A 17141-nucleotide genomic window follows, 5' to 3' on the forward strand; every position below is an offset into this window, starting at 1 on the left:
TTAATGATACGTCCTGGTCTTCTTTTTATGGAGTGTTATTATGACAAAAAAAGATGTTATCAAACTATTAGAACAAATTGCTACTTATATGGAATTAAAAGGGGAAAATACTTTTAAAATATCAGCGTATCGAAAAGCAGCTCAAAGTCTTGAATTAGATGAACGACCATTAGATGAAATATCTGATGTAACGGAGTTAAAAGGCATTGGTAAAGGTGTTGCAGAAGTAATCAATGATTACCGTGAGACCGGTGAATCTCAGTATTTACAGCAATTACAGGAAGAAGTTCCGGAAGGTCTTATTCCACTTTTGAAAATTCAAGGACTTGGAAGCAAGAAAATTGCTAAGCTATATAAAGAGTTGAATATTGTTGATAAAGCGTCACTTCAAGTTGCTTGTGAAAATGGAAAAGTTAGTGAATTAAGCGGATTTGCTAAGAAAACGGAACAAAACATATTAGAAGCTGTGAAACAACTTGGTGCTAAGAAAGATAGATATCCAATTGATCAAATGAGAAGACTTAATCAAGAAATCATTGATTATATAGATACATTAAATTATATCGATCAATATTCATCTGCAGGAAGCTTCCGTCGTTTTAAAGAAATGAGCAAAGATTTAGATTTCATAATAAGTACCGATAACCCAAAAGCAGTGCAGCAGCAATTATTAAATATTCCCAATAAAGTAAAAGAAGTTGCAGTGGGGAACACAAAAGTTTCATTAGAATTAGCGTATGATGATGAAACGATTGGTGTCGATTTTCGATTAATTGAACCAAGTGCTTTTTATCATACATTGCAGCATTTTACTGGGTCAAAAGAACATAATATAAGAATTCGACAACTTGCTAAAGCACGTGATGAAAAAGTAAGTGAATATGGAATTGAACAAGCTGATGGTACATTAATTCAATATGATAGTGAAGCCAAGATATATGAACATTTTAATGTGAATTTTATACCACCTGCTATGCGAGAAGATGGTAGCGAATTTGATAAAGATCTAAGTAATATCATTACAATAGATGATATTAATGGTGATATTCATATGCATACAACGTATAGTGATGGTGCGTTTTCTATTCGAGACATGGTAGAAGCAAATATCGCAAAAGGTTATAAATTCATGGTAATTACTGATCATTCACAAAGTTTACGTGTTGCTAATGGCTTACAAGTAGAAAGACTTTTAAGACAAAACGAAGAAATTAAGGCTTTAGATAAAGAATATAGTGAAATTGATATTTATTCAGGTACAGAAATGGATATATTACCTGATGGCTCGCTGGATTATGATGATGAAATTTTAGCACAACTTGATTATGTAATTGGAGCTATTCATCAAAGCTTTAACCAATCAGAAGAACAAATTATGGAACGATTAGCTAATGCATGTCGCAATCCATACGTGCGACATATAGCGCATCCAACAGGGCGTATTATAGGTAGAAGAGATGGTTATAAACCGAATATTGAACAATTAATGGCATTAGCTGAAGAAACGAATACAGTATTAGAAATTAATGCCAATCCACATCGACTGGATCTGAGCGCTGATATCGTTCGTAAATATCCAAATGTGAAATTAACTATTAACACTGATGCGCATCATACAAATCATTTAGATTTTATGAATTATGGCGTAGCAACTGCGCAAAAAGGATTTGTAACAAAAGATAGAGTGATTAACGCATTATCGCGTGAAGCTTTTAAAGACTTTATTGAAAATAATACAAAACTTAAGAAATAGAGGGATTTTATGAGACAAAAAACATTAGACGTCTTAGAATTTGAAAAAATAAAATCACTCGTTGCCAATGAAACTATTAGTGACTTAGGCTTGGAAAAGGTCAATCAAATGATGCCAGCTACTAATTTTGAAACGGTTGTTTTTCAAATGGAAGAAACGGATGAGATTGCTCAAATTTATAATAAGCATCGTTTACCAAGCTTGAGTGGCTTATCTAAAGTATCAGCATTCATTCATCGCGCTGATATTGGCGGCGTTTTAAATGTATCAGAGCTTAACTTGATAAAAAGATTAATTCAAGTACAAAATCAATTCAAGACATTTTATAATCAATTGGTTGAAGAAGATGAAGGTGTTAAATACCCAATATTAGATGACAAGATGAATCAATTACCTGTGTTAACTGATCTTTTTCATCAAATAAATGAAACATGCGATACGTATGATTTATATGATAATGCGAGTTATGAATTGCAAGGGATTAGAAGTAAAATTTCTAGCACGAATCAACGTATTAGACAAAATTTGGACCGTATTGTTAAAAGCCAAGCAAATCAGAAAAAATTATCAGATGCTATTGTAACAGTTAGGAATGAAAGAAACGTTATACCTGTCAAAGCTGAATATCGACAAGATTTTAATGGGATTGTACATGATCAATCTGCTTCAGGACAAACATTGTATATTGAGCCATCATCAGTTGTTGAAATGAATAATCAAATTAGTCGATTACGTCATGACGAAGCAATTGAAAAAGAACGCATTTTAACGCAACTAACTGGTTATGTGGCTGCGGACAAAGATGCACTACTTGTGGCAGAACAAGTCATGGGTCAGTTAGATTTTTTAATCGCAAAAGCGAGATATAGTAGAAGTGTTAAAGGAACAAAGCCGATATTTAAAGAGGACCGTACTGTATATTTACCTAAAGCATACCATCCATTATTAAATCGTGAGACTGTTGTAGCTAATACCATCGAATTTATGGAAGATATTGAAACGGTAATTATTACAGGACCGAATACAGGTGGTAAAACTGTAACATTAAAAACATTAGGTTTAATTATTGTTATGGCTCAATCAGGATTGTTGATTCCCACACTTGATGGTAGTCAGTTAAGTGTATTTAAAAATGTATATTGCGATATCGGAGATGAACAATCAATAGAACAATCATTATCAACTTTTTCATCTCATATGACGAATATAGTTGAAATTTTAAAGCATGCAGACAAACATAGTTTAGTTTTATTTGATGAATTAGGTGCAGGTACAGATCCGAGTGAAGGTGCTGCATTAGCAATGAGCATTTTAGATCATGTTAGAAAAATTGGTTCTCTAGTAATGGCAACGACGCACTATCCTGAACTTAAAGCATATAGTTATAATCGAGAAGGCGTTATGAATGCGAGTGTAGAATTTGATGTAGATACTTTGAGTCCAACGTATAAGTTATTAATGGGTGTGCCGGGTCGTTCAAATGCTTTTGACATTTCTAAAAAGTTAGGTCTTAGTTTGAATATTATTAATAAGGCTAAGACGATGATTGGTACTGATGAAAAAGAAATAAATGAAATGATTGAATCATTAGAGCGTAATTACAAACGTGTAGAGACACAGAGGTTAGAACTGGACCGTCTTGTAAAAGAAGCGGAGCAAGTGCATGATGATTTATCTAAGCAGTATCAACAATTCCAAAATTATGAAAAGTCTCTAATAGAGGAAGCGAAAGAAAAAGCAAATCAGAAGATTAAGGCTGCAACAAAAGAAGCTGACGATATTATTAAAGACTTAAGACAATTGCGTGAACAAAAAGGTGCAGATGTTAAAGAACATGAATTGATTGATAAGAAGAAACGATTAGATGATCATTATGAAGCGAAATCTATAAAGCAAAATGTACAAAAGCAAAAATACGATAAAATTGTTGCTGGTGATGAAGTAAAAGTATTATCTTACGGTCAAAAGGGTGAAGTTTTAGAAATTGTCAATGATGAAGAAGCAATTGTTCAAATGGGAATTATTAAAATGAAGTTACCTATTGAAGATTTAGAGAAAAAACAAAAAGAAAAAGTTAAGCCAACGAAAATGGTTACACGTCAAAATCGTCAAACAATTAAAACTGAACTTGACTTACGAGGCTATCGTTATGAGGATGCTTTAATTGAACTAGATCAATATTTAGATCAAGCCGTTTTAAGTAATTACGAACAAGTTTATATCATTCATGGTAAAGGTACAGGTGCACTTCAAAAAGGTGTACAACAACATTTGAAAAAGCATAGAAGTGTTAGTGACTTTAGAGGTGGTATGCCAAGCGAAGGTGGATTTGGCGTTACCGTTGCAACACTAAAATAAATTATAATTTGATAAATTAAATAGCTGCAGTTAAAATAATGTAAAGCAACAAGAATACATTTCAAACATGTTATTTGAAATAAGCATAAAAATTGAGCAAATAGAAATACATGAAGCATGTTATCTGATATAATTTGAACATCATAATAATAATTAAGGAGGATTGGCATTTATGGCAATCGTAAAAGTAACAGATGCAGATTTTGATTCAAAAGTAGAATCTGGTGTACAACTAGTAGATTTTTGGGCAACATGGTGTGGTCCATGTAAAATGATCGCTCCGGTATTAGAAGAATTAGCAGCTGACTATGAAGGTAAAGCTGACATTTTAAAATTAGATGTTGATGAAAATCCATCAACTGCAGCTAAATATGAAGTGATGAGTATTCCAACATTAATCGTCTTTAAAGACGGTCAACCAGTTGATAAAGTTGTTGGTTTCCAACCAAAAGAAAACTTAGCTGAAGTTTTAGATAAACATTTATAAGTTACAACCAATGACGACTGGGGCATTTCTTTAATGAATTGCTCCAGTTTTTGTTTGTGTTTTTAATATAAAAAGTTGAATGATAAGTCATCATATTGTTTACGACTTGAGAATGGTGGGATTAATAAATCTATGAACGTTAAATGATAATCTAGCATGCAGATAGATTTGTAGCAGTTGGTTTGATAAAACAATGTTCAATATTACATGATGTGCATGAAAAGTCATACTCGAAGATGTTGATTATTAACTAGAATTAGTGGTGATAAATTTGAAGCACTTTTGTAGCATCATTCATTTTAAAATTAGAAGGGGGGATATTTTTGGAAGACTATAAGCAACGAATTAAAAATAAATTAAATGTCGTACCTATGGAACCAGGCTGCTATTTAATGAAAGATCGTAATGATCAAGTGATATATGTTGGCAAAGCTAAAAAGCTAAGAAATCGATTGAGATCATATTTTACGGGTGCTCATGATGCTAAAACAACGAGACTGGTTGGTGAAATACGTCGCTTTGAGTTTATTGTCACGTCTAGTGAAACAGAGTCACTTTTACTTGAATTGAATCTGATTAAACAATATCAACCAAGATATAATATATTATTAAAGGATGATAAAAGTTATCCATTTATTAAAATTACGAAGGAGAAATATCCTAGACTACTAGTGACGAGAACTGTAAAACAAGGTACTGGCAAATATTTCGGACCGTATCCGAATGCATATTCTGCTCAAGAAACTAAAAAGTTATTAGACAGAATATATCCATATCGCAAATGTGATAAGATGCCAGATAAATTATGTCTTTATTACCATATTGGACAATGTTTAGGACCATGTGTATATGACGTTGATTTGAGTAAATACGCACAAATGACGAAGGAAATTACTGATTTTCTGAATGGGGAAGACAAAACAATTTTAAAAAGTTTAGAAGAGCGAATGTTAACTGCAAGTGAATCACTTGATTTTGAACGGGCTAAAGAATATAGAGATTTAATTCAACATATTCAAAATCTGACAAACAAACAAAAAATTATGTCATCAGATAAAACGATTCGTGATGTCTTTGGTTATAGTGTTGATAAAGGATGGATGTGTATCCAAGTTTTCTTTATACGACAAGGTAATATGATAAAGCGAGATACAACGATGATTCCATTACAGCAAACAGAAGAAGAAGAATTTTATACATTTATTGGACAATTTTATAGCTTAAACCAACATATTTTACCTAAGGAAGTTCATGTACCACGTAATTTGGATAAAGAAATGATTCAATCTGTTGTGGACACTAAAATCGTTCAACCCGCGCGAGGTCCCAAAAAAGATATGGTTGACCTAGCTGCACATAACGCTAAAGTATCCTTAAATAATAAATTTGAATTAATATCACGTGATGAGTCAAGAACGATTAAAGCTATTGAAGAACTTGGAACACAAATGGGAATTCAAACACCAATTAGAATTGAAGCATTCGATAATTCTAATATTCAAGGTGTGGATCCAGTGTCAGCAATGGTTACATTTATCGACGGTAAACCAGATAAGAAAAATTATAGAAAGTATAAAATCAAAACGGTTAAAGGTCCAGATGATTACAAATCAATGAGAGAAGTAGTAAGACGACGATATTCTCGCGTTTTAAACGAAGGATTACCATTACCTGATTTAATAATAGTAGATGGTGGTAAAGGACATATGAACGGGGTTATTGATGTGCTACAAAACGAATTAGGTCTTGATATCCCTGTTGCAGGTTTGCAGAAAAATGATAAACACCAAACATCTGAATTATTATATGGCGCTAGTGCAGAAATTGTACCACTGAAGAAAAATAGCCAGGCATTTTATTTGTTGCACCGTATCCAAGATGAGGTTCACAGATTCGCAATCACATTTCATAGACAAACACGTCAAAAGACAGGCTTGAAATCAATACTTGATGATATAGATGGTATCGGTAACAAACGTAAAACATTATTATTGCGTTCATTCGGTTCAATCAAGAAAATGAAGGAAGCTACACTTGAAGATTTTAAAAATATAGGTATTCCTGAAAACGTCGCAAAGAACCTACATGAACAATTGCATAAATAAATTACTGGGCGTGAGAATCATTCTCATGCCCCAAAATATATGAAATAATGTTACAATATGGTTAACAAAGTTATTTTTTTGAATGTACGTGGAAGCGTTTTCTAAATGAGAAAGTTTATCATCACAAGCAATTTTAGATATCGAATCCAAATGTTACATTGTTCGACATGCAGTTTGGTGATCGTGCAGTGTGTATTTGTCTTTAAAATGTTTCGCTTAATGATAATGACAACGCTAGAAACGATATCACTTTAGGGGGTTAAGCGTACGTTTAATATAAATAGCTCAATAAATTAAATATTCGTTCACAGGGGGGACTCCTTTTGGCTCAATCAAAAAATGAATTTTATCTAAGACGTATTCACTCGTTATTAGGTATTATCCCAATAGGTGCATTTTTGGTCGTTCATTTATTAGTGAATCACCAAGCAACACAAGGTGCTGAAGCGTTTAATAAGGCATCTAACTTTATGGAATCATTACCATTTCTAATTATTGTAGAATTTTTATTTATATACATTCCGTTGTTATATCACGGTTTGTTTGGTATACACATTGCATTTACAGCAAAAGAAAATGTTGGACATTACTCGATTTTTAGAAACTGGATGTTCTTCTTCCAAAGAGTGAGTGGTATCTTAACATTTATCTTTATTGGTATCCATTTATGGCAAACACGTTTACAAAAAGCATTTTACGGCAAAGAAGTGAATTACGATTTAATGCACGAAACATTGCAACATCCTGGATGGGCAATATTTTATATTATTTGTATTATTGCTGTTGTGTTCCACTTTGCAAATGGCTTATGGTCATTCTTAGTTACTTGGGGTGGACTTCAATCTCCAAAATCACAACGAGTATTTACATGGGTTTCATTAATCGTATTTTTAGTTATTTCGTATATTGGTGTTACTGCAATTATTGCCTTTATGTAATACATCGCATTTAACAAATATAGATTGAAAATTTAGGGGAGTGAAATTTTTATGGCAGAGAAACATCTTATTGTTGTCGGAGGTGGCCTAGCGGGCTTAATGTCAACAATTAAAGCGGCAGAAAAAGGTGCACATGTAGATTTGTTCTCAGTTGTACCAGTAAAGCGTTCGCACTCTGTTTGTGCCCAAGGTGGCATTAATGGTGCGGTCAATACTAAAGGGGAAGGCGATTCTCCTTGGATTCACTTTGATGATACAGTGTATGGTGGCGACTTCCTTGCAAACCAACCACCTGTTAAAGCGATGACAGAGGCAGCACCTAAAATTATTCATTTATTAGACCGTATGGGCGTAATGTTCAATAGAACAAATGAAGGTCTATTAGATTTTAGACGTTTCGGTGGTACATTACATCACAGAACAGCATATGCAGGGGCAACAACTGGACAACAATTATTATATGCATTGGATGAACAAGTTCGTGCATATGAAGTAGATGGATTAGTTACGAAGTATGAAGGATGGGAATTCCTTGGCATAGTTAAAGGTGACGATGATAGTGCAAGAGGTATCGTTGCACAAAATATGACAACTGCTGAGATTGAAACATTTGGTTCAGATGCAGTTATTATGGCAACGGGTGGCCCTGGTATTATTTTCGGTAAAACAACAAACTCAATGATTAATACAGGATCAGCGGCTTCCATTGTTTACCAACAAGGCGCTATTTATGCTAATGGTGAGTTCATTCAAATTCATCCTACTGCAATCCCTGGTGATGATAAACTGCGACTAATGAGTGAATCAGCACGTGGTGAAGGTGGACGAATTTGGACATATAAAGATGGTAAGCCTTGGTACTTCTTAGAAGAGAAATATCCTGATTATGGTAACTTAGTACCTCGTGATATCGCAACGCGTGAAATTTTCGATGTATGTATTAACCAAAAATTAGGTATAAATGGCGAAAACATGGTATATCTTGATTTGTCACATAAAGATCCACATGAGTTAGATGTAAAACTAGGTGGTATCATTGAGATTTATGAAAAATTCACTGGTGATGACCCACGCAAAGTACCAATGAAGATTTTCCCAGCTGTTCACTATTCAATGGGTGGTCTATATGTAGATTATGATCAAATGACAAATATTAAAGGGTTATTTGCAGCTGGAGAATGTGACTTCTCTCAACATGGTGGTAACCGCTTAGGTGCCAATTCATTGTTATCAGCGATTTATGGTGGTACAGTAGCAGGTCCAAACGCGATTGATTATATTTCAAATATTGATCGATCATATACTGATATGGACGAAAGTATTTTTGAAAAACGTAAAGCTGAAGAGCAAGAACGTTTTGATAAATTATTAGCTATGCGCGGTACAGAAAATGCCTATAAATTACACCGTGAACTTGGTGAAATTATGACAGCAAATGTAACTGTTGTTCGTGAAAATGAAAAACTGTTAGAAACAGATAAAAAGATTGTTGAATTGATGAAACGTTATGAAGATATTGATATGGAAGATACTCAAACTTGGAGTAACCAAGCGGTATTCTTTACCCGTCAACTATGGAACATGTTAGTACTTGCACGTGTTATTACGATTGGTGCATATAACCGTAACGAATCACGCGGTGCCCATTATAAACCAGAATTCCCAGAGCGTAATGATGAAGAGTGGTTAAAAACGACAATGGCCTCATTCCAAGGCGCATTTGAAAAACCACAGTTTACTTATGATGACGTCGATGTGAGTTTAATACCACCTCGTAAACGTGATTACACAAGTAAGTCTAAAGGGGGTAAAAAATAATGACTGAACAATCAGTGAAAAACACTCCACAACATGAAACACAATCTAAACCGAAACAAAAAACAGTAAAATTAATTATTAAACGACAAGATACAAGTGATTCTAAGCCTTATGAAGAAACATTTGAAATTCCATATCGTGAAAATTTAAACGTCATTGCTTGTTTAATGGAAATTAGACGTAACCCAGTTAATATTAAAGGTGAAAAAACAACACCTGTTGTCTGGGATATGAACTGCTTAGAAGAAGTATGTGGAGCATGTTCTATGGTTATCAATGGTCGTGCAAGACAATCTTGTTCTGCGATTGTTGATCAATTAGAACAACCTATTCGTTTAGAGCCAATGAATACTTTCCCAGTTATCCGTGACTTACAAGTTGATCGTTCTAGAATGTTCGATAACTTAAAACGTATGAAAGCATGGATCCCAATTGATGGAACGTATGATTTAGGTCCGGGACCACGTATGCCAGAGAAAAAACGTCAAACAGCTTATGAATTATCTAAATGTATGACATGTGGTGTATGTTTAGAGGTTTGTCCTAATGTTACTGAAAATAATAAATTCGTTGGTGCGCAAGCAATCTCGCAAGTTCGTTTGTTTAATTTGCACCCAACAGGATCTATGACTAAAGATGAACGTTTAAATGCATTAATGGGTACTGGTGGCTTACAGCAGTGTGGTAATTCACAAAACTGTGTTAATGCTTGCCCTAAAGGTATTCCATTAACAACATCCATTGCAGCAATGAACAGAGAAACAACATTCCACATGTTTAAATCATTCTTTGGTTCAGACCATGAAGTAGAATAAAAATTAATCCCTTTTGAGTTAAAATGTTATGTTCCTTTCAAAATTAAATTGAATGGAGATACACAATAACTTGGAAGGGATTTTTTTAATAAGCAGATTACATGACAATATGATAGTGGGCTGATTTAAAATAAATATTATAATGACAAAAATGGTAAACACAGTGCATAATACTAAAATCCAATGCTTAGTTATGATAAACTAAAAATTAAATTAAAAGTAAGGATGACCGAATATGAATAAACCAATAGGTGTAATAGACTCTGGTGTCGGAGGTTTGACAGTAGCTAAAGAAATTATGCGTCAGTTGCCAAATGAGACGATTTATTACTTAGGTGATATTGGACGATGTCCATATGGGCCAAGACCAGGAGAACAAGTAAAACAATATACAGTTGAAATCGCTCGTAAATTAATGGAATTTGATATAAAAATGCTCGTGATTGCTTGTAATACAGCAACTGCTGTAGCTTTAGAATATTTACAAAAGACCTTATCAATCCCAGTGATTGGCGTAATTGAACCAGGTGCTAGAACAGCAATAATGACTACTAGAAATCAAAATGTATTAGTACTAGGAACGGAAGGCACAATTAAATCTGAAGCATATCGTACGCATATTAAACGTATCAATCCACATGTAGAGGTACATGGCGTTGCCTGTCCAGGTTTTGTGCCACTTGTAGAACAAATGAGATATAGTGATCCAACAATTACAAGCATTGTCATTCATCAAACACTGAAACGTTGGCGTAATAGTGAGTCTGATACTGTCATTTTAGGATGTACCCACTATCCATTGCTCTATAAACCTATCTATGATTATTTTGGTGGTAAAAAGACAGTGATTTCGTCTGGATTAGAAACGGCTCGTGAAGTTAGTGCATTGCTAACATTTAGTAATGAACATGCAAGTTATACTGAACATCCAGATCATCGATTTTTTGCAACAGGTGATCCTACTCACATTACTAACATTATCAAAGAGTGGTTAAATTTATCTGTCAATGTGGAACGTATATCAGTGAATGACTAGGAGGATTTTTAATGAAAGAGATTGTTATTGCATCGAATAATCAAGGGAAAATAAATGACTTTAAAGTAATATTTCCAGATTACCACGTAATAGGTATTTCAGAACTAATACCAGATTTTGATGTGGAAGAAACAGGATCAACATTTGAAGAAAATGCTATATTAAAATCAGAAGCTGCTGCAAAAGCATTGAATAAAACAGTCATAGCTGATGACAGTGGACTAGAAGTTTTTGCATTAAATGGTGAGCCAGGTATATACTCTGCACGTTATGCTGGTGAAAATAAAAGCGATGAAGCAAATATTGAAAAATTATTAAATAAGCTTGGTAATACAACTGATCGTCGTGCGCAATTTGTTTGTGTCATAAGTATGAGTGGCCCTGATATGGAAACAAAAGTATTTAAAGGTACTGTTTCAGGTGAAATTGCAGATGGAAAATATGGCGAAAATGGTTTCGGATATGATCCGATATTTTATGTACCGAAATTAGATAAAACCATGGCTCAACTTTCAAAAGAACAAAAAGGGCAAATTAGTCATAGACGAAATGCGATTAATTTACTTCAAGCTTTTCTTGAAGGTGATAAAAATGTCTAAATGGATTATTGTGAGTGATAACCATACTGAATCAGGCGTTTTATATCAAATTTATGAAATGCACCCAGATGCAGATGTATATTTACATTTAGGAGATTCAGAATTCGCGTATGATGATACGGAACTTAGCTTATTTAATAGAGTAAAGGGCAATTGTGATTTTTATCCAGAATTTGAAAATGAAGCGGTCGCAAAATATAATGACGTGAAAGCATTTTATACTCATGGACATTTATATCAAGTCAATCGAACAAGAGATTTATTAGCTGAAAAAGGACTTGAATTAGGTTGTTTGTTTGCATTTTATGGACATACACATGTGGCAAAATATGAGTATATTAATGGTGTTCATGTTATTAATCCTGGAAGTATATCTCAATCTAGAAGTTCAATGGAAGAAACATATGCTGAAGTTATTATTGATGATCAAACTTTACATGGCACCATCAATTTCAAAAATCGACATCACGAAACAATCAGTCATACTACTTTTTAAATAGAAGTAGCTATGGCTTTTTTTAGTTTATAGACTGATTTAACTAGGAGGTCGTGTCATGAATGTTTGTTTAAAAGTATTTCTGACAATTTTATAAGATAATTGGAATGAATAACACATTTATGTTATGAAAAGAATTGTAATTTTGGAGAATGTGATTGTTGATGACCCTATAAGGTTGAATCATGTTGATTATTTGGTTAAAAGTGTATTATTAAAAAGTATAAAATTAAGATTCCAAGAAGTCAGGAAATTTGAAATTTTAGTTAAAATCATGAATCGTATACATATTTAAAAGGATTTCTAAAGTCATAAATTATATCAATAATTTGATGGTTAAAATATGGAGTAGCAAAATTCTTGAAATTCAGAAATGTAGTGACACAAATATTAATGTTTAGTTAATAAATAGTTAATGTAGTTTTTTGTATCTGTCTATTATTATAAATATATACAAAATAAATATTTGAGGATAGGTGTTATTAATTATGAAAAAGAATTTTATTGGGAAATCAATTTTAAGCATAGCTGCTATTAGTTTAACGGTATCAACGTTTGCCGGTGAATCTCATGCACAAACTAAGGTTGAAAAATATAACGAGTATCAAACAAACTTTAAAAAACAAGTAAATAAAAAAGTTGTGGACGCACAAAAAGCTGTAAACTTGTTCAAACGTACAAGAACTGTTGCAACACACCGTAAAGCACAAAGAGCTGTTAACTTAATTCATTTCCAACACAGCTATGAAAAGAAAAAATTACAAAGACAAATCGATCTAGTTTTAAAATATAATACTTTAAAATAATTGATAGAAGCCATGCTATAGAGTGTGGCTTTTTGCTATATCCAAAGGTATAATTATTTTATAATATTGTGTTTATTTGAATGGTGAGCTTATTGGGATAAATAATATAAATAATTACTTAAAAGTGAATGCAATAGTTGTTTATGTTTTGAACAAGCGAGGTGGCTATTGTGAAAAGGAAATCGAATGTATTAACAATCATAAAAATTGTAACGGATATAGTGGCAACCGTGTTAATCATACGTGCTTTATTAAACAGTCGTAAAGATGCTAAATAAATTAGAAGTTACTTAAAATAAAAAAAGCACGCCAAAACGTTAGCATTGTTTTCTAACGTTTGGCGTACAACTATTTAATTCAGTATGTTTTTTAATACCAAGTAATCGAATCGATTTCGCCGTTTTTAACCACTGGAATATTTTTTCTATGTTCTTCTAATGGGCGAGTGATATCGAAGGTATAATAACCATTTTTACCACCGTCTTTGATTTTTACTACAGCTATTGTATTGCCTTTACCCATCTTTTTAGCTATTACATATAAGTCTTCAACAGTTTTACCTTTATAGTGTTCGTTTTTTTCATCGGCTTCTTTTATTAATTTATCAGCACGTTCATCGTCCTTTTTAGCTTGGTCTGCTAAATTTTTAGCGATTTCTAAACCTTTCCATTCATAACTAAAGAACGCCTTAGCATCATTAGTTTGAGTTAGAAGACCTGTAGCGATGACTGTAGATGCAATAATTACTTTTGTGATATTTTTTTTCATAATAAGTTCTCCCTGTAAAATAAATTTGTACTTACTAATGCGAGTACACTGCTATTTTACAAACGGTTTCATGCATTTACCAGTTAACACTTCATTAATTAAAATTAAGTGCAAATTAATAAGGTTTAATGCAATCGAAAAAGAATAATGATGAATTTGATGGTATTATTTTTATTTGAGGTATTATTGAATTTGTTGATAGTATAATAATAGTAGTAAACGTCACTCAACTATGATTGGATAATTTTTATTGTTAAAACGATATATATTTCTTTGCATTTTGTTTGCAATGTTGGGTAGACAAACACTCCAAATTGTTATACATATAGCTTTTTTGATAATTAATGTTTATAAAACAAAGAAATGACACATAGTAGAGAAGTAATTAATATGTATAATTTTACTTATAAAGAAATAAGAGATATATTCTAATTATGGTTGATATGTTATGATTAATATATAAGTTAAAAATTATACTATTTAGTTGAATTATGCATTTTCGAAGTAAGCATAATTCAACACTTACATTTTTAAATAGATAAAATAGTGTAAAATCACGTGCCAAGATTACTATAGAGTAGGCAATGAGTATTATTGGCAATCACTTAAGTGATTGTTATTTTTTCGTGGTCAATAATAAAGATATAAATAAATATATTGAGGTCAAACGATGATAATTAAAATTTTAACAATTCTATTACTACTTTGTATATTGAGCTATTTGGTTACAAATAGAAAGAAGCCTTTTCTGTTCTTAAAAACACTCTTTATGGGTGTGGTATTTATCTTTATAGGATATATTTCACTGGCAATATCTGCCGTAATTATTTATGGCATTATTCAATTTATCACAATTGATTTTGGTAGTTTTTTCTTAATGGGTATTATATTAATCTTGATTTCAAGTATATTCCAATTATTTATAGTTAGATTACTTTTTAGAAAAAAGAATGTCGATTTGACAGAGGTTGTCGTTTTAGAACATTTAATTCAATGGTTCTTAGTTTACTTTGCGATCTATCAAGCAGTAAATGAAAAAATGGACATTAATGATATTAATATCGACAATTTTCAATCTGTCTTTTTTGACGTGTCTAATTTGAATTTAGTAATTCTACCAACGTTAATCATTAGCTGGGTCACAATATTTAACTATAGAATGAGAAGTTACAAATAAAATCAATGAAATTATACCATCAGACACCAACATTCAAATGGTGTCTTTTTTGTTGTGTGGTTTTATTTTTGAAATTCGAAAAAGTAGAGGCATGAATTTTTTGACTAGTGTATAAGTGCTGATGAGACACAAGATAGATAACTATATTTTGTCTATATTATAAAGTGTTTATAGTTAATTAATAATTAGTTAATTTCAAAAGTTGTATAAATAGGATAACTTAATAAATGTAAGATAATAATTTGGAGGATAATTAACATGAAAAATAAATTGATAGCAAAATCTTTATTAACAATAGCGGCAATAGGTATTACTACAACTACAATTGCGTCAACAGCAGATGCGAGCGAAGGATACGGTCCAAGAGAAAAGAAACCAGTGAGTATTAATCACAATATCGTAGAGTACAATGATGGTACTTTTAAATATCAATCTAGACCAAAATTTAACTCAACACCTAAATATATTAAATTCAAACATGACTATAATATTTTAGAATTTAACGATGGTACATTCGAATATGGTGCACGTCCACAATTTAATAAACCAGCAGCAAAAACTGATGCAACTATTAAAAAAGAACAAAAATTGATTCAAGCTCAAAATCTTGTGAGAGAATTTGAAAAAACACATACTGTCAGTGCACACAGAAAAGCACAAAAGGCAGTCAACTTAGTTTCGTTTGAATACAAAGTTAAGAAAATGGTCTTACAAGAGCGAATTGATAATGTATTAAAACAAGGATTAGTTAAATAAAACTTCAATCGTTGCTGTTATCTGGAAATAATTAATTAAATGTTATGTTAATTTTTGTTAATGAAAAAAGTAATCTATTTAATGACAGGTTAATGTAATTGTCCTGAAATTGACTATATACTCAGTAAGTATCAATTTTAAGGAGAGCTTATAATGAAATTTAAAAAATATATATTAACAGGAACATTAGCATTACTTTTATCATCAACTGGGATAGCAACTATAGAAGGGAATAAAGCAGATGCAAGTAGTCTGGACAAATATTTAACTGAAAGTCAGTTTCATGATAAACGCATAGCAGAAGAATTAAGAACTTTACTTAACAAATCGAATGTATATGCATTAGCTGCAGGAAGCTTAAATCCATATTATAAACGTACGATTATGATGAATGAATATAGAGCTAAAGCGGCACTTAAGAAAAATGATTTCGTATCAATGGCTGATGCTAAAGTTGCATTAGAAAAAATATACAAAGAAATTGATGAAATTATAAATAGATAATAAATAAAACAGGTTGAGACAAAAAATGGTCTTAACCTGTTTTCAATTTGCATATGTGATAAATTCTATATCAAAATGCTTATGTATAATGAATGACATTTAAAAGTAGGGGAGACAAATATAAATACAATAGTTCCTAGGATTACTCTCAAAATAACTATATCAATTATTTACTTTGCTCTCCTATTTTTTAAAATATGTACATGTTTAAACAATCAAAAGTGTACAATATTAAATTATCATTTCCAGTTCTAGTGCTATATTGGTAGTAGTTGACTAAATGAAAATAAGCTTATAACAAGTTTTTTCAATACTCGTGGGGCCACAACAGAGAGAAATAGGATCACCAATTCCAACAGACAATGCAAGTTGGCGGGGCCCCAACATAGAGAAATTGGATCACCAATTTCAACAGACAATGCAAGTTGGGGTGGGGCCCAACACAGAAGCTGGCGAAAAGTCAGCATACAAAAATGTGCAAGTTGGCGGGGCCACAACAGAGAGAAATAGGATCACCAATTCCAACAAACAATGCAAGTTGGCGGGGCCACAACAGAGAGAAATTGGGTCACCAATTTCAACAGACAATGCAAGTTGGGATAAAGTCCGTATAATTGTGTAAAAGTAAAAAGGCCATATAACAGTCCTTTTACGGTACAATGTTTTTAACGACAAAAACATACCCAGGAGGACTTTTACATGACCCAAGTACATTTTACACTGAA

At 32.2% G+C, this 17141-nt stretch carries 18 protein-coding genes; 15 read left to right on the forward strand and 3 right to left on the reverse strand.

Annotated features, from left to right (window positions below; genetic code table 11):
- Positions 1–40 precede the first annotated feature (40 nt).
- From polX to trxA, 3 genes are all read left to right on the forward strand, one after another.
- Complete coding sequence (gene polX, locus IDG66_RS12490; RefSeq protein WP_000161942.1) at positions 41–1753, forward strand: DNA polymerase/3'-5' exonuclease PolX; 1713 nt, start codon at positions 41–43, stop codon at positions 1751–1753.
- A 9-nt stretch (positions 1754–1762) separates the two neighbouring features.
- Complete coding sequence (locus tag IDG66_RS12495) at positions 1763–4111, forward strand: endonuclease MutS2 (protein WP_206172205.1); 2349 nt, start codon at positions 1763–1765, stop codon at positions 4109–4111.
- A gap of 172 nt (positions 4112–4283) precedes the next feature.
- Positions 4284–4598, forward strand: coding sequence for a thioredoxin (gene trxA / locus IDG66_RS12500; RefSeq protein WP_001018928.1), 315 nt, complete (start codon positions 4284–4286; stop codon positions 4596–4598).
- Between the two features lie 62 nt (positions 4599–4660).
- On the opposite strand, the gene IDG66_RS12505 is transcribed toward trxA, so the two are convergent.
- Positions 4661–4756, reverse strand: a complete 96-nt coding sequence (locus IDG66_RS12505) for a hypothetical protein (RefSeq protein WP_001788625.1) — start codon at positions 4754–4756, stop codon at positions 4661–4663.
- A 165-nt stretch (positions 4757–4921) separates the two neighbouring features.
- Between IDG66_RS12505 and uvrC the strand changes: the two genes are divergently transcribed.
- From uvrC to IDG66_RS12550, 9 genes are all read left to right on the forward strand, one after another.
- Entirely contained in the window at positions 4922–6703 is a 1782-nt protein-coding gene (gene uvrC, locus IDG66_RS12510; protein WP_000390525.1) for an excinuclease ABC subunit UvrC, read from the forward strand.
- Between the two features lie 323 nt (positions 6704–7026).
- On the forward strand, positions 7027–7641 hold the full coding sequence (locus IDG66_RS12515; protein ID WP_000079317.1) for a succinate dehydrogenase cytochrome b558 subunit: 615 nt from the start codon (positions 7027–7029) through the stop codon (positions 7639–7641).
- A 51-nt stretch (positions 7642–7692) separates the two neighbouring features.
- The gene (gene sdhA / locus IDG66_RS12520) at positions 7693–9459 is read left to right on the forward strand and encodes a succinate dehydrogenase flavoprotein subunit (RefSeq protein ID WP_000818278.1); all 1767 of its coding nucleotides are present in this window, start codon (positions 7693–7695) and stop codon (positions 9457–9459) included.
- Positions 9459–10274 carry a succinate dehydrogenase iron-sulfur subunit gene (gene sdhB, locus IDG66_RS12525; RefSeq protein ID WP_000139712.1) on the forward strand — a complete coding sequence of 272 codons (816 nt, stop codon included), beginning with the start codon at positions 9459–9461 and terminating at the stop codon, positions 10272–10274. Before sdhA ends, sdhB begins: the two co-directional genes overlap by 1 nt.
- A 235-nt stretch (positions 10275–10509) precedes the next feature.
- Positions 10510–11310: a glutamate racemase gene (gene racE / locus IDG66_RS12530; RefSeq protein WP_001039659.1), complete on the forward strand. Its 801-nt coding sequence runs from the start codon at positions 10510–10512 to the stop codon at positions 11308–11310.
- Between the two features lie 11 nt (positions 11311–11321).
- Positions 11322–11909, forward strand: a complete 588-nt coding sequence (locus IDG66_RS12535) for an XTP/dITP diphosphatase (protein WP_000659317.1) — start codon at positions 11322–11324, stop codon at positions 11907–11909.
- On the forward strand, positions 11902–12405 hold the full coding sequence (locus tag IDG66_RS12540) for a YfcE family phosphodiesterase (RefSeq protein ID WP_000049484.1): 504 nt from the start codon (positions 11902–11904) through the stop codon (positions 12403–12405). The genes IDG66_RS12535 and IDG66_RS12540 overlap by 8 nt, the downstream gene beginning before the upstream one ends.
- A gap of 127 nt (positions 12406–12532) precedes the next feature.
- Complete coding sequence (locus IDG66_RS12545) at positions 12533–12700, forward strand: hypothetical protein (RefSeq protein ID WP_001793543.1); 168 nt, start codon at positions 12533–12535, stop codon at positions 12698–12700.
- 193 nt (positions 12701–12893) lie between these two features.
- On the forward strand, positions 12894–13211 hold the full coding sequence (locus tag IDG66_RS12550) for a fibrinogen-binding protein (RefSeq protein WP_000739212.1): 318 nt from the start codon (positions 12894–12896) through the stop codon (positions 13209–13211).
- A gap of 317 nt (positions 13212–13528) precedes the next feature.
- Here the strand turns inward: IDG66_RS12550 and IDG66_RS12555 are convergent, their stop codons facing one another.
- Both IDG66_RS12555 and IDG66_RS12560 read right to left on the reverse strand, forming a co-directional pair.
- Entirely contained in the window at positions 13529–13600 is a 72-nt protein-coding gene (locus IDG66_RS12555; protein ID WP_031775077.1) for a hypothetical protein, read from the reverse strand.
- The gene (locus IDG66_RS12560) at positions 13581–13979 is read right to left on the reverse strand and encodes an FPRL1 inhibitory protein FLIPr (protein ID WP_000739582.1); all 399 of its coding nucleotides are present in this window, start codon (positions 13977–13979) and stop codon (positions 13581–13583) included. Before IDG66_RS12560 ends, IDG66_RS12555 begins: the two co-directional genes overlap by 20 nt.
- A 670-nt stretch (positions 13980–14649) precedes the next feature.
- On the opposite strand from IDG66_RS12560, the gene IDG66_RS12565 reads away from it, so the two are divergent.
- The 3 genes from IDG66_RS12565 (at position 14650) to scb (ending at position 16416) form a co-directional block, all read left to right on the forward strand.
- Positions 14650–15156 carry an SA1002 family membrane protein gene (locus IDG66_RS12565; RefSeq protein ID WP_000584398.1) on the forward strand — a complete coding sequence of 169 codons (507 nt, stop codon included), beginning with the start codon at positions 14650–14652 and terminating at the stop codon, positions 15154–15156.
- A gap of 258 nt (positions 15157–15414) precedes the next feature.
- Positions 15415–15912, forward strand: coding sequence for a complement convertase inhibitor Efb (gene efb, locus IDG66_RS12570; RefSeq protein WP_000791580.1), 498 nt, complete (start codon positions 15415–15417; stop codon positions 15910–15912).
- A gap of 153 nt (positions 15913–16065) precedes the next feature.
- The gene (gene scb / locus IDG66_RS12575; protein ID WP_000669537.1) at positions 16066–16416 is read left to right on the forward strand and encodes a complement inhibitor SCIN-B; all 351 of its coding nucleotides are present in this window, start codon (positions 16066–16068) and stop codon (positions 16414–16416) included.
- The last annotated feature ends 725 nt before the right edge of the window (positions 16417–17141 follow it).

The organism is Staphylococcus sp. EG-SA-18 (assembly GCF_017151825.1).
In the GTDB taxonomy this organism is placed as follows: Bacteria; Bacillota; Bacilli; order Staphylococcales; family Staphylococcaceae; genus Staphylococcus; species Staphylococcus aureus.